This is a genomic window from Pilibacter termitis, assembly GCF_900167335.1.
GTDB classification, from domain to species: Bacteria; Bacillota; Bacilli; order Lactobacillales; family Streptococcaceae; genus Pilibacter; species Pilibacter termitis.
In genome coordinates this window covers 1-14,012 of sequence record NZ_FUXI01000021.1, presented here as the reverse complement: position 1 = coordinate 14,012, position 14,012 = coordinate 1, and the positions used below count along the sequence as shown (strand labels likewise).

Annotated in this window: 10 protein-coding genes and 1 pseudogene; 9 read left to right on the top strand and 2 right to left on the bottom strand. The window is 37.1% G+C overall.

Going from position 1 to position 14,012, the window contains the following annotated elements; all coding sequences use genetic code 11:
- The first annotated feature begins 76 nt into the window (after positions 1-76).
- Positions 77-778, top strand: coding sequence for an ATP-binding cassette domain-containing protein (locus B5D30_RS08970; RefSeq protein WP_078807736.1), 702 nt, complete (start codon positions 77-79; stop codon positions 776-778).
- Positions 756-1,913, top strand: a complete 1,158-nt coding sequence (locus tag B5D30_RS08965; protein WP_078807735.1) for a hypothetical protein — start codon at positions 756-758, stop codon at positions 1,911-1,913. The genes B5D30_RS08970 and B5D30_RS08965 overlap by 23 nt, the downstream gene beginning before the upstream one ends.
- A gap of 57 nt (positions 1,914-1,970) precedes the next feature.
- On the opposite strand, the gene B5D30_RS08960 is transcribed toward B5D30_RS08965, so the two are convergent.
- The gene (locus tag B5D30_RS08960; protein ID WP_078807734.1) at positions 1,971-3,185 is read right to left on the bottom strand and encodes an FtsW/RodA/SpoVE family cell cycle protein; all 1,215 of its coding nucleotides are present in this window, start codon (positions 3,183-3,185) and stop codon (positions 1,971-1,973) included.
- A gap of 304 nt (positions 3,186-3,489) precedes the next feature.
- Here B5D30_RS08960 and glmS point away from each other — a divergent pair, with 304 nt between their 5' ends.
- From glmS to B5D30_RS08925, 7 genes are all read left to right on the top strand, one after another.
- Positions 3,490-5,301 carry a glutamine--fructose-6-phosphate transaminase (isomerizing) gene (gene glmS / locus B5D30_RS08955; RefSeq protein WP_078807733.1) on the top strand — a complete coding sequence of 604 codons (1,812 nt, stop codon included), beginning with the start codon at positions 3,490-3,492 and terminating at the stop codon, positions 5,299-5,301.
- 212 nt (positions 5,302-5,513) lie between these two features.
- A complete protein-coding gene (locus B5D30_RS08950; RefSeq protein ID WP_234984649.1) occupies positions 5,514-6,329 on the top strand; it encodes an MIP/aquaporin family protein in 816 nt (271 codons plus the stop codon).
- Positions 6,330-6,635: 306 nt separating this feature from the next.
- A complete protein-coding gene (gene hisS, locus B5D30_RS08945) occupies positions 6,636-7,919 on the top strand; it encodes a histidine--tRNA ligase (protein ID WP_078807732.1) in 1,284 nt (427 codons plus the stop codon).
- A gap of 74 nt (positions 7,920-7,993) precedes the next feature.
- Positions 7,994-8,668 (top strand): hypothetical protein, encoded by a 675-nt coding sequence (locus B5D30_RS08940; protein WP_078807731.1) that lies wholly within the window; start codon positions 7,994-7,996, stop codon positions 8,666-8,668.
- A 24-nt stretch (positions 8,669-8,692) separates the two neighbouring features.
- Complete coding sequence (locus tag B5D30_RS08935; protein ID WP_078807730.1) at positions 8,693-9,046, top strand: DUF2200 domain-containing protein; 354 nt, start codon at positions 8,693-8,695, stop codon at positions 9,044-9,046.
- Between the two features lie 28 nt (positions 9,047-9,074).
- Positions 9,075-10,838 (top strand): aspartate--tRNA ligase, encoded by a 1,764-nt coding sequence (gene aspS / locus B5D30_RS08930; protein WP_078807729.1) that lies wholly within the window; start codon positions 9,075-9,077, stop codon positions 10,836-10,838.
- 419 nt (positions 10,839-11,257) lie between these two features.
- Complete coding sequence (locus B5D30_RS08925; RefSeq protein ID WP_078807728.1) at positions 11,258-13,450, top strand: UvrD-helicase domain-containing protein; 2,193 nt, start codon at positions 11,258-11,260, stop codon at positions 13,448-13,450.
- Positions 13,451-13,691: 241 nt separating this feature from the next.
- Here the strand turns inward: B5D30_RS08925 and B5D30_RS13730 are convergent.
- Positions 13,692-14,012: pseudogene (locus B5D30_RS13730) on the bottom strand (IS1634 family transposase); the annotation flags it as partial.

Sequence of the window (14,012 nt, the reverse complement as noted above, 5' to 3'; positions counted from 1 at the left end):
AAAGTGTTTGTTTACTACTTAATACAAATTTGATTATCGTCTCAACCTCCTCATACGAATGAAAGGAAGAGAGTGAATGGTTGTTATTTTAAAAAACATTGGGAAAACATTCAAAAAACATCGAGTTTTTGAGAATGTTTCTTTGGAAATTCGGAAAAATTCTCTTATTACTTTTGTTGGTCCTAATGGAGTGGGGAAAACCACACTTTTAAAGGTGATTGCTGGGATTTTACATAAAGATGAAGGGAATATTTTCTTCGATACAAAGGAAATATTTTCAACAAAGGAGAGTTTTCACTCGCTTGCTTTTTTTGTAAGTGAAAGTACACTTATGGAAAATTTGACAGGGAGAGAACACCTTCTTTTGCTACCGAAAGAGCAAAAGGAGCGAACGGAAAAATTAATCGAATATTTTGTAGCACATGATTTGTTAAAGAAAAAAGTGAAAAGTTATTCTCTTGGAATGAAACAAATTTTGCTTATCATTTTAACGTGTAGTTTTGATGTGCCTATTTTGATATTTGATGAAATTTTAAATGGTTTAGATCCAATCAATCGTAGAAAAGCGATGAATTTATTGTTGAAATTAAAAAAAGAAAAAATTATTTTCCTTTCTTCACATCAATTAATGGAGGTTTCAGAGGTATCTGATGAGATTTATTTTTTGCACGATGAAGGATTGGAAAAACTGGAGGAAGAGATTGATTCGATGTCATTAGAAAGTCTTTATCTTGAAAAAATAACGGAGGGGTTAGATGAAGCAGAGATTGATTTTTGAGTGGAAAACGTTTCTTACGGTGAAAAATATCATACTGATTGTATTATTATCGGCAACGTTTTTTCTAAGTTTTGTATCGTTATTTTTTTCAAATTTTAATAATAACGAGAGCTTAATTCCTGTTTTAGAAGAGGATATAAGAGTCAATTCTAAAGGGTTAGAGGAGCAAAAAGAAGAGGCAAGAAATGCAAAAGATGAAGTCTGGTTAAAGAGTTTAGAGAACACGGAAAAAATAAACGAAATCAGTAGTCAGCAAATAACGGCTTTAAGACGAGAAGATTGGAGTGAATTTTACACATTAGAGCAGAAAAGAGCGAAATTATTATTTGCAGAAGGCGGAGCAAATACAGGTGACGGGTTAGAATATTTGAAACAAAAAGATCCTAAGAGATATTTGGCGTCAAAAAAAGATTTAGAGCAGAGAAAATATATGGTCGATAAAAAAATTCCTATTACAGAAGACCTTGCAATGCCAAAGAGTTCGTGGGGGGCTTTATCAATAGATTTAGCAACGTTTTCTAGCTTTATTTTGATTATGTTATTCGCCATTCTGTTTTGTGATTTTTTAACAAATAACTTTGAAAAATCAACTATTTATCTCTACTCATTTACTGTTAAAAAGAAGAGGAGTATTTTAAGTTTTAAATTAATTGTTCAATTTTTGGTAGCAGTAGTGGTTTCAAGTGTCGCGTTTCCGTTAATGTTCTTCATTAAAGGAATGATAGCAGGCTTTGGTGTCTCGCAAGTTCCAGTTGCCATAGGTAACAATGTGGACAACTTGTCATTTATTTCTGCATTGCAATTACTATTAATGTATATTCCTTATTATTTTATTGTATTGTTGTTTTTGATTATTCTCTTTTTATTTTTAGGGAGTTATCTACAAAAAACGCTGTTAAGTCTAGGGATATTTTTGTTGAGTTATTACGGCTTTACGCTGATTAAAGATATGGATTTTATGAAAATGATAAGTCCTTTCGTTCCTTACAGCTATCTTGATACATTTGGCGTTATAACGCAGACGGATTTATATTTTCCAAAACATTCATTTGTTATAGGAATGATTTATCTTCTATTGTTATCAGGCATTTTGTATGCTTTGACCGCTAGAAGAATGAACAAATTAGAAATTTAAGGAGAAAAATCGCAGAAACATCATTTTTAGAAAGTGATGTTTCTGCGATTTTTATTGTTAAACTCTTCGACGGCTGCGACTTTCTTTCCATTCCTCAAAATCGGGTTTTTGGTGATATTTCATGGAGAGGATTAATCCTATTCCAATCATATTGCCGACTAGACTGGTTCCCCCTTGTGAAATAAAAGGAAGAGGAATCCCTGTTAGTGGTAAAAGACCGATATTTGCTCCGATATTTTCGAGTACGTGGAAAAGAATCATCATGATAATTCCAGTTGAAATATAGGTGTAAAATTCGTTATTTGACTCAAATGTTACCCGAACCATACGATAGATAAGGATAAAATAGAGTAAAATGACAAATGTGCTACCGATAAAACCAAAATCTTCGCCGATAACGGTGAAAATCATATCACTTTCACGTACGGGTACGTGAACTTGTGAAACATTGAAGCCTTTCCCTGTTAACCCACCGCTACCAATCGCTAGTAATCCTCTTGCCTGTTGATACCCGTTGCCAGAAGAATATTTCCAAGGGTCAAGCCATGTGTCGATACGAGCGAATTTATAAGATTGCACACCGAATTTGCGTAAAAATTCACGTCCTACGTCATTGGTGACAAGGAACAACCCTAAGGCACCGGAGGAGATGACGACGGTGTAAAGTGGCACGAGAATTTTCCAAGAAATCCCAGTTAAAAGTAACATTCCTAAAAAGATCGCAACGAAAACTAAAAATGTTCCGAAGTCGTTTTGGACGAACAATAATAATACTGCCATTGGTGCGGTCAAAGCACTCATTTTCAAAATAAGCCAAACATCACTACGCATTACTCGGTGAGTATAATAAGCATTGTGCTGAGTGATAACGTATGCCAAAACGAGAATGTAAGCAAGTTTCAATAATTCGCTTGGCTGAAACAGTTGCTTGTTGCCGATGACAATCCAGTTGTAACTCCCTGTCCGCTCAAGAAGTGCAGGACTGAAAAAAAATCTTGGCAAAATATTGATAATCAAGCCAACTCCGTAAAAAATCGGGGTGAGTAGCCAAAGCATTTTATTAGAAAAATGAATGGTAATAAATACAGCAAACACCCCGATTGCCATCCAAATTCCTTGTTGAGCCACTTTGCTTAGCACATTTTCTCCCGTTCCAGAATGTGAATACGCGATATAAAGGGCAAGTAACCCGATAAGACAAAGTAAGAATACTGGCAAAATCACTCCGTAATCAATCCGATTATCAATTTGCCGACGACGTCTGTTTTCCATGAATAAAATACTCCCGCTTTAATTTTTATTTATCTCTTCTATTATATACTTAACCAAGCATATAGGCAAAACGTTTTAGGAGATGTTTTAAGAATTTACGAATTTAAAAAAGATGAGTGTAAAAACCGAAAACTGTATAGACCAATTTCTTTAAAAGTATAAAATTCTTGCATAAAACTTTTATAAATGGTATATTCTTAATCGTATTATAAACTATACCAATTCGAAATGGTATAAACCAATTGCCTAAGCAATCGAGAAATACGCATTAGACCAAAAAATATAATCATAAGGAGATTTTATCATGTGTGGAATTGTAGGTGTCGTAGGAAGTCGGAATGCAACGGATATTTTAATTCAAGGATTACAGAAATTGGAATATCGAGGGTATGATTCGTCTGGTATTTTTGTAACAGATGAAAAAAATCGGGAGTCTCTTGTAAAGGCGGTAGGGAGAATTAGTGCGTTACAAGAAAAAATTGGGATTGAAGTGAATGGCAGTATCGGAATTGGACATACACGTTGGGCAACGCATGGAAAACCAACGGAAAACAATGCTCACCCGCACACAAGTGAGAGCGGTCGTTTTGTGCTAGTGCATAATGGCGTGATTGAAAATTATAAAGAGCTGAAAACTGAATACTTGGCAAATGACCATTTTATCGGAGAAACCGATACGGAAATTGCGGTTCATTTGATTGGAAAATTTGCTGAGGAAGGCAATTTATCCACAAAAGAAGCATTTCAAAAAGCGTTGAGTGTGATTGAAGGGTCTTTTGCGTTTGCGATGATTGATAAGAATGACGCTACTACGCTTTATGTGGCGAAAAATAAATCGCCTTTGTTGATTGGGCTAGGGGATAGATTCAACCTTGTTGGAAGTGATGCAATGGCGATGATTCGTGAAACGAAGGAATTTATGGAAATTCAGGATAACGAAATGGTCATTGTCAAAAAGGACAGCGTGGAAATCTTTAACCAAACTGGCGAGAAAATGGAGAGAGCACCTTACACGGCAGAGCTTGATTTGTCAGATATTGGCAAGGGAACGTATCCATACTATATGCTCAAGGAAATTGACGAACAACCAGCAGTTTTGCGTCGCATTTTACAGCATTATTATGTGGACGGTCAATACAAGATAGATGAGGAAATTTTAAAAGCCATTCAACAGGCGGACAGACTCTACATCGTAGCGGCGGGAACGAGCTATCATGCGGGATTTGCGTCGAAAGCATTTTTTGAGGAGATGACCAAAACTCCTGTTGAGTTGTGCATTGCCTCTGAATTTGGCTATAATATGCCTTTGTTAAGCGAAAAACCGCTATTTATCTATATTTCTCAGTCGGGTGAAACAGCAGATTCTCGTCAAGTGTTAGTAAAAACGAAAGCCCTTGGTTATCCAGCACTCACGATTACCAATGTCGCAGGCTCAACGCTCTCTCGTGAGGCGGATTACACACTCTCACTTCACGCGGGGCCAGAAATTGCGGTTGCCTCCACCAAAGCATACACGGCTCAAATTTCTGTCATGGCAGTTTTGGCAAAAGCGGTAGGAGATTACATTGGCAATATAGCAGCAAGTGAGTTTCACTTGGTGAAAGAATTAAGTCTTGTCGCAACAAGTATGGTCGCCGTTTTGGCAGAAAAAGAACGGATTGCTGAAAAAGTGGAAGAACATCTAAAAGGAACTCGCAATTCGTTTTACATTGGTCGAGGTGAAGATTATTATGTTTCCATGGAGGCTGCACTCAAGTTAAAAGAAATTTCCTACATTCAATGCGAGGGATTTGCAGCAGGAGAGTTGAAACATGGGACGATTGCTTTGATTGAGGAAAATACACCAGTTCAAGCGATACTCTCACACAAAGCACTTGCTCCACACACACGTGGCAATATAATGGAAGTAATCAGCCGTGGGGCGAAAGTTTTGACGGTTGTGAGTGATGATTTGGCAAATGAGGACGACGACATTATCGTCCCAAGTGTTCACCCGTATTTGACCAGTCTAGCAATGGTCGTACCAACGCAAATGATTGCCTACTACGCAACATTACAGCGTGGTTTAGACGTGGATAAACCAAGAAACCTTGCGAAATCTGTTACCGTGGAATAAAGGAAAAGTCTATCTATTCTTAGAGTAGGTAGACTTTATTCTTATTGAAAAAATAAAATCGTTTCCATTGCGTGAAAAAGATTTACTTTTTCCATGAAACTTGCTAAAATCTAAAATTGAGCTATATTTATAAAAATATTATCGGAAATTTTTCAGACGGAGATTGCTTTAAGGCGTGGTTTTAAAGCGATTATCATTAGGAGGTCACTTTCATGGGTGTATCATGGACACAATTGATGGACGCTGCCAACTCAAATGGTTGGACACTAAAGTACATCACAGAATTTTTAGCAACAGCATTTTTGATTATTTTAGGAAATGGTGCGGTCGCAAACGTTGATTTGCGTGGCACAAAAGGTCATGCTTCAGGCTGGATGACAATTGCTTGGGGATATGGTGCAGGTGTAATGATTCCAGCACTTATGTTTGGGAATATCTCAGGAAACCACATCAATCCAGCATTTACACTAGGATTGGCAGTTTCAGGCTATTTTCCTTGGGCACACGTTGCACCGTACATTATCGCTCAATTTTTAGGTGCGATTGCAGGGCAATTAGTTGTCGTGGCAGTTTATCGTCCGTTCTTTAACAAAACGACAGAAACAAACCACATTTTAGGTTCGTTTTCTACGATTGATAACGCAGGAACTCGCTTGAATGGATTTTTAAATGAATTTTTCGGTTCATTTGTTCTATTTTTTGCAGCACTTTGTATCACGAAAAACTTTTTCGGTGCAGAAGTGGCGGAAAAAGGTTTCCATGCGGGAAGTTTAGAAATCGGACATTTGGCTCTTGGTTTTCTAGTAATGACGCTTGTAGCCTCTCTTGGGGGCCCAACAGGACCGGGATTGAACCCGGCACGTGATTTAGGTCCACGTATGTTGCACGCAATACTACCGAAATCAATCCTTAAAAACAAAGGCGACAGTCAATGGTGGTACGCTTGGATTCCAGTTGTAGCACCAATCTTAGCAAGTGTTTTAGCCGTAGCGTTATTCAAATTCCTTTATGGCGGACTTGCGGGCTAAATTTACCAAACTACCGAGAGAAATCTCGGTTTTTTTATACCTACCTCTTGACAGAACGAAGATACCAAAGTATAGTAAGGGTACCAATGAAAGAAATTATTGACAATACTCTTGGCAAAGAGAACTTCTGTTTGCTGAAAAGAAGTGCAAGAGAGGTCATGGACAATCTGGAGGGAAACGGTACGCACCGATATAGCGTTTGAGGAAGGGAAATTCCCTTTGAAATAGGTGGTACCGCGTGTGATGATGAACTTTACTCGCCCTAGAGATTTTTCTAGGGTGAGTTTTATTTTTTGGAGGGATAGCATGAAGTTACAACGACCAAAAGGAACCAATGACATTTTACCGAGTGAAAGTTACAAATGGCAATTCGTAGAAGAAAAAGCACGTCTCGTGTTTGGCGGACATCAATACCAAGAAATCCGTACACCGTTGTTTGAACATTATGAGGTGATTTCACGAAGCGTGGGAGATACGACGGATATTGTTTCAAAAGAAATGTACGATTTTTACGATAAAGGGGAACGGCATATTACGCTACGACCAGAGGGAACGGCTCCTGTTGTACGTGCGTTTGTGGAAAATAAATTGTTCGCTCCAGAATATCAAAAACCGTACAAAGTTTATTATGCTGGTGCAATGTTCCGCTACGAGCGTATGCAAAAAGGGCGTTATCGTCAATTTCATCAGATAGGTGCGGAAGTTTTTGGTAGCGACAATCCTGCGACAGATGTGGAAAGTATGGCGATGGTGATGACGTATTTTGAGCAACTTGGGATAAAAAACACAAGTTTGCATATTAATACGCTAGGAAATACTGAAAGTCGGGCAAATTATCGCAAGGCGTTGATTGATTTTCTCATGCCACATTTTGAGGAATTAAGTGAGGATTCTAAACGTCGTTTACATGAAAATCCGTTGCGTGTGTTGGACTCAAAAGATGCTAAGGACAAAGAAGTTGTCAAAAATGCTCCGTCTATATTGGACTTCCTAGATGAAGAAAGTAGCAAACATTTTGAAACGGTGAAAACAATGCTTGAGGCATTGGAAATTCCTTATGTGATTGATACCAATATGGTTCGAGGGCTGGATTATTACAATCATACGATTTTTGAATTGATGGCAACTATTTCTGGCAAGGAATTGACCGTTGCAGCAGGTGGCAGATATGACAAGCTAGTAGAATATTTTGGCGGACCTGAAACGAGCGGTTTTGGCTTTGCACTAGGAATTGAGCGTCTCCTACTTTTGCTTGAGGAAGAAAAAGTAGAAATTCCTAATCCAAATCAAGTGGACGTTTATGTAGTATCCCTTGGTGAAGCGGTAAATGTTGAGACGTTGAAGTTGGTGCAATCTATTCGTAAGCAAGGCTTTTCGGCAGAACGAGATTTTCTCAATCGTAAGGCGAAAGCTCAGTTTAAGACGGTTGACAAATTAGCGGCAAAACTTGTGATTACGATTGGTGAGGGTGAGTTAGAAAAAGCAGAGGCAAATGTGAAAAATGCCGATACACGTGAAGAAAAAGCCTATCCATTAAAAGAATTGTACCGTGATTTTTCTGTGATTTACGATGATTTGATAAAAGGGTGAGGAAAATAGAAAATCAAAAGAAATTATTATATAAACAACTAGCTCTCGATTATGTGACTCCTTTTGAGGAATTGATGAGGCAACGGACGATTTTTCAAACGGCAGAGCCAAAGGATGAAATGCGTTTTTGGGCGAAGTCGGACGGCTGTATTGCGTTGCTTGACGGCAAAATGTTCGTGCGGACAAATTGCGAAAAATTGACGAATAAATTGCAAGAACTCTATGCTTTAGAGGAAAATCAATGGTTTATGGAAGAAGTGAATCTCGTTAAGTTGCGGAAAGTATTGGACGATTTTGGCTTTGAGATTGCAGGGGTGGCACCGTTTTTCATTCCGAATACGGAGGAAAACGTGTCGCTTGGGGAAGAGATTCAGTTTTTTTCGCCAGAAGAAATTTTGCAATTCAAAGAGGACAAACGATTTGTTCATTCGTTCTCATTTGACGAAGCATTTCCTGACAAATTAGGTGCGGCGTTTATTGAGCAAGGTGAAATGTTGGCAGTTGCTGGAGCGAGCGAGGGCGGACGATTTGCGTGGGAAGTAGGAGTTGAACTGCTGAGCGAAAAAGCAAAAGGCAGAGGAATTGCCTCAAAACTCGTGCGTGCAATGAAAAACAAGACGTTAGCGGATTATCCGGAAAATTTATTGTTATACGGCACGCAATTTTCTCATGTAAAAAGCATGAATGTGGCAATTCAAGCGGGATTTACTATTGGTTTTACGGAGATACGCTGGACGAAAAAAGCGTAGCAAAAAGAATGGAGTGGCGAAGTAATGAAAAAACCGAGGATTTATACAATCAAAATTTCTGACGTTTATCCTGCCTATATCCAAAAAGCAGAGCGAAAAGGACGTACGAAAGCCGAAGTTGATGAAATCATTTTCTGGCTGACAGGATACAATCAAGAAACTTTTTCACAAGCACTTCAAGAGGAGCTTGAACTGGAAAAATTTTTTCAACAAGCCCCACTTTTCAATCCCAATGCCTGTTTGATAAAAGGCGTGGTTTGCGGTGTGCGTGTGGAAGATATTGAGGACGAGATAACGCAAAAAGTGCGTTTTTTGGATAAGTTGATTGATGAACTTGCCAAAGGCAAGGCGATGGAAAAGATTTTGAGAGTAGCGTAAGGAAAAAAAGAAATTGAAAGGAACTATCATGAAAAAACGAACAAACTATTGTGGAAATATTACAGAGGAATACCTCAATCAAACAGTGACCGTTCAAGGCTGGGTGGCACGTCGTCGCAATCTTGGCGGGCTTGTATTTTTGGATATTCGTGACCGTGAAGGCATTGTGCAGGTGGTGGTGAATCCAGAGTTGGCAAGCGAGAATGTTGTAGCGACTGCTGAAAAACTTAGGAGCGAGTTTGTGGTGGAAATCACAGGGAAAGTCGTTGAACGAACAAGCAAGAATGACAAACTAAAAACAGGAGGCATTGAAATTGAGGCGAACGAAGTTGAAATTTTGAGTTCTTCTAAAACGACACCGTTTGAGATTACAGACGACACGACGGCTAGTGATGACACGCGTTTACGCTATCGTTATCTCGATTTACGTCGTCCTGAAATGCTTGAAAACTTTAAACTTCGTCACAAATTGACAAAAGCGGCACGTCATTTCTTGGATGAACAAGATTTTATAGATGTAGAAACACCTATTTTGAACAAATCGACACCAGAAGGTGCGAGGGATTATCTTGTGCCTAGTCGTATTCATGAAGGGCATTTTTACGCATTGCCACAAAGTCCGCAGATTTTCAAGCAGTTGTTGATGAATGCAGGATTTGACCGTTATTATCAAATTGCTAAATGTTTCCGTGATGAAGATTTGCGTGGTGACCGTCAGCCAGAATTTACGCAAATTGACTTAGAAACAAGTTTCTTATCAGCAGAAGAAATTCAAACATTAACAGAGGGCATGATTGCACGTGTGATGAAAGAAGTGAAAGGAATTGATGTCACTCTTCCGTTTCCACGTATGGATTATGACGTGGCGATGAGTAGATACGGAAGTGATAAGCCTGACACACGCTTTGGTATGGAATTAGTTGATTTGAGCGAAATCGCAAAAAACGTAGAGTTTAAAGTTTTCAGCTCTGCTCTTGAAAATGGCGGGCAAGTCAAAGCGATTTGCGTTCCTCAAGCAGCTGAAAAATATTCTCGAAAAGATATTGATAAATTAACACAAATTGCCACACAATATGGTGCAAAAGGTCTTGCATGGGTCAAAGTAACGGATGAGGGAGTAACAGGTCCGATTGCAAAATTCTTGGGCGAGATTGAAAGTGAATTGCTAGAGTTGTGTGAGGCAAAATCTGGCGATATGCTCCTTTTTGCAGCGGATACGAAAGAAATAGTCGCAGCGACACTTGGCGGACTTCGCACACGCCTTGGAAAAGAGTTGGGCTTGATTGATGAGAGTAAATTCAATTTCCTTTGGGTTGTGAATTGGCCAATGTTTGAATGGAGTGAAGAAGAAAATCGCTATATGTCGGCACATCATCCATTTACCCTACCTTTTAAAGAGGATATAGAAAAGCTAGAGAACAATGATTTGGCAAATGTTTATGCAGAGGCATATGATATTGTGTTAAATGGTTATGAGCTTGGCGGAGGAAGTTTGCGTATTTTCACCCGAGAATTGCAAGAGAAAATGTTCAAAGCTCTAGGATTTACACAAGAGGCAGCCAATGAGCAATTTGGTTTCTTACTTGAAGCACTTGACTATGGTTTCCCACCGCATGGCGGATTAGCCCTAGGTCTTGATCGTTTCGCTATGATTTTGGCAAATACTGACAATATCCGTGAAGTCATCGCATTTCCGAAAAATGCAAAAGCAAGCGACCCAATGAGTGATGCACCAAGCGTTGTGAGTGCGGAACAACTTGGTGAGTTGAGGCTTAGAGTTGTGGAAGAATAGAGGTAAAACTTGGGACAAAACTAGCAAGAATAGAAAAATCGCAGGAATTTCATTTTCTCAAATGTTGATTTCATGCGATTTTTCTATTGTTTCATTTAGACTAGACTTTGAATTTTGTCCCACTCTTTTTTTGATTTTGCGATATAAAATAGAAGAAAAAGCCTTTGTAGTACACTACAAAGTAGTTAGAACTTGCAGCCCTAACTACTCATCTAAATGATAACAGAAACAGGAGTGAATTAGAGAGTTTAGTGATTTTATCAATGATAATTATTCAAAATAATTTGACAGGAGGGTTGTTTTTTCAATAATGAATAATTTCAATCATTATAGGAGAAGAATAATATTGAATTTACCGATATTAGGAGTGGTAGTATTTTCGAATTGAAAAGGCTTGCAAAATAGAATAGGAGAAAAAAATGATTGAACAACAAAAAAAGAAAGAGTTATTTTTAATTAACGAGAGTCAACAGAAGTTTATTAATAGTGATGAAAACTTTATTAAACTTTTAGCACCTGCAGGAAGTGGAAAAACAGAAAGCATCCTACAGTTTTGTAAACGAAAAATAGAAAAAGATAAGAATCAAAAATTTATTTTATTTTCTTTTACGAAAGCAGCAGCAGGAGAAATTGAAGAAAGGTTAAATAGAGAGGAGCAATTTAGTGAAATAAAATCCAAACTCTGTGTGATGACGTTGAATTCGTTTGGTGATAGTTTTATACGTAAAGGATTCTTCAAAGTTTATCCCAAACTCATTGAAGAAAATGAGAAAAACAGGCTTTTGACCAATTTTTGTGGTGATATTGTTCAAAAGAAAAAATTTGAGTATATTGCTGAATTAATTCATAAAAAAGGTGGAGTTGCAGTTAATAAGCAAAAGAAAATTTTTGATTTAATTGAAAACAGTAAATTGCTTGGGTTTACAGATGATATGGTGGAGAAGAAAGACAAGATAGAAGAACATATTCGATTTTTGAAAGAGATAGGTTCGGAAGAATTTTTATCAGATTTTTTAGTATCGGTTGAGGAATTATTTAGAAAATCTGAGAAAACAACTAGCAAGCAAGAGTTAATAGCTAACGAGGAAATTGAAAATGTAACGCTTACGTCACTGCTGAAACTATTGAGATTTTCAAAAGAAATTAAAGAACGCTTGTTTACAAATGCTAGATATACTTTTACTGACCAGCTTTATTTGACATTTTTATATATCAATACTCATTGGGAAAAAGAGGATTCGAATGAGAAGATGACATTGATTGTAGATGAATTTCAGGATAGCTCCCCCTTAGATGTTTTTATGTTAAATGAGTTGAAAAAACATTATAATGCCAACATAGTTTTAGCAGGAGATGATGATCAGTCGATTTATCAATTTAGAGGAGCGGCGTTGGGCATTATTTTACAACCTGAAAAAATCTTAAATGAAGAATTTACAACGTATGTTTTAGATGTAAATTATAGATCGCCTAAAAATATTATTGAGATGTCTCAACAACTGATAAACAATAATACATTTAGAGAAAAAAAGGAAATATCAGCATATGTGCAAGAAAATGCAAAGGTAGAATTTTTGAATGTAGAAGATGGTTTGGAGGATTTGTTGGATAGAATAAAAGAAAATCACGAGAAAAACGAAAAAGTTGGCATTATTGCAAGAAAGAAATCTCATTTAGTGCCATTACAAGTTTTACTAAATCACCACAAAATCTCTTTTTATTCAGAGGATGATTTAAATATTTTCATTGGGGGTGCATTTGATGACATTATAGAACTTCTGAAAATAAAAATGATATATGAACAAGGAAAGACAGAAGAAGCATTGGCATATATGGAATCAGAGAATTATATGACGTTGATAGAAACGATTTTTAAGTATAAGTTAAAGAAGAAAGAAAAAGAAGTGTTTTTGAATCATGTTGGTAGGCGATATGATGAGGTTCGGACTTTGGAGGAGATGAAAAAAATGATTGCGAAGATGCCTGATTCTGAAAAAATAAAGTGGGGCAAAAATTTAATTCACCACCAAGCGTCACTAGCGAGAATAATGGAGGAATTTTTCAAAACAGAAACAGTCGCTGAACTGATTCAATTATTGAAAAAAGATTTTTTAAGCTTTGAAAAAGCCTTCGGAAAAGACGATATGTTTCATTTAGAACCTCCATTAGAGCAATTGTCGCTGTTAGCAAAAAGTTATCGAGATGATTTCTATAAATTTATGGTTGACTTGAGAAAGACAAAAAATTCGTATGATGAAAAAATGAATATAGGAGCGAATATTCACTTGACAACAGCTTTTAGAACGAAAGGAAGAGAGTATGACCACACCTATATTTTATCAAGTACGAATGGAACATGGCCTATTCATCATGCTAAAACACCAGAACAACTAGAAACGGAGAGGCGTATTTTTTATGTAGCGATAACACGTGTGAAAAACTCTATGACATTTGTTTTTGATGACCCACGGGAAATATCACCTTATTTGAAAGAGATGAACTTAGAGCAAGAAATCGGAAAAACTTGGGAAGTAAAAAATGAATCGACAGGGGAAAAAGAAGATTTAGGAGAATATTTGGAAAAAATTGATGTGGAAGTTGTAGAGAAATAGCGAAGAACGATAGGTGATTCCTTGTGAGTTGCCTATTTTTTAGAAGTAGAGTAAAACTTGAATACAAGAGTAGCACAAATGTGCAGAATGTCTAAAAATTCTTAACAACTGCTTGCGTAACACTTAAAATTGATTTATAATCCCAAGTTTGACAGTTGACAAAAGAAAATCTCCCTATAAACGTTGGTATACTAACATTTATAGGGAGTTCCGTGTCACCTCAAAAGTGCGTACGTTTTTCTCATTTTAAGGATTTTAAAATATTTTTTATTTTTTTTTGAGAGAGCAATTGATAATCTGTATTGAACCCTGCTAAATCATGTAATCTATCCGTTAACTCAGTGCGTGTGTACGTTGGAATATAACCTTCCCCATGTACATTTAAGAAATTCATTTCTTTTAACGTTGTAATAATATCATGTGACGAAAATTGCTCGTGAAGAAGTTTCTCAAGAATACGGAAAATCGTTATCGAAATAAAACAAGTAATGAAATGTGCTTGAATCCTATCATCACGACTAAGATGAACAGGGCGAGCTTTAAATTCACTTTTCATGATTCG